This is a genomic window from Paenibacillus forsythiae T98 (assembly GCF_000520735.1).
GTDB lineage: Bacteria > Bacillota > Bacilli > Paenibacillales > Paenibacillaceae > Paenibacillus_AQ > Paenibacillus_AQ forsythiae.
On sequence record NZ_ASSC01000714.1, the window covers coordinates 1 to 442 of the forward strand.

At 62.0% G+C, this 442-nt stretch carries 1 pseudogene; it reads right to left on the reverse strand.

Annotated features, from left to right (window positions below):
* Positions 1-442 (reverse strand): annotated as a pseudogene (locus L692_RS33110) (DNA polymerase III subunit gamma/tau); the annotation flags it as partial.

Below are 442 nucleotides of genomic sequence, written 5' to 3' on the forward strand. Positions count from 1 at the left end.
CCCCAGACGAGCCTCCAGCACACGCTCGATGACCTGCTTGTTGGCCGGCTTCTCGGTTGTCTCCCGGTGTATCGTGTTCTTGAACGCTACCAGCACCGCGTCCTCGGTCATCGATACGGGTTCGCCGTCGACAAACCACGCGTGGACCGTGACTTTCTCTTCCTTAACCGCCTGAAGCACCAGACTCCACTGTTTATATACGTTCGCAAAATCTCCGCTGTCCTTACCCGCTATGAATTTGTCCATTTGCGGCGGCAGCTTGGAGGCGGAGGATACGCGCGGAGCGGCGGAACGGCCCCCCGCAGGCTTCGAGGCAGCGCCCTCCCGGCTATTCCCGAACACACCGCCGGACTGAAGCGCCTGCTCCAGCCTCTTCTCCAGAGCGGCAATCTGCCGCTTGAGCGCATCCAGCTCGCTATGATCGACCGGTGCGGCAGCGCCG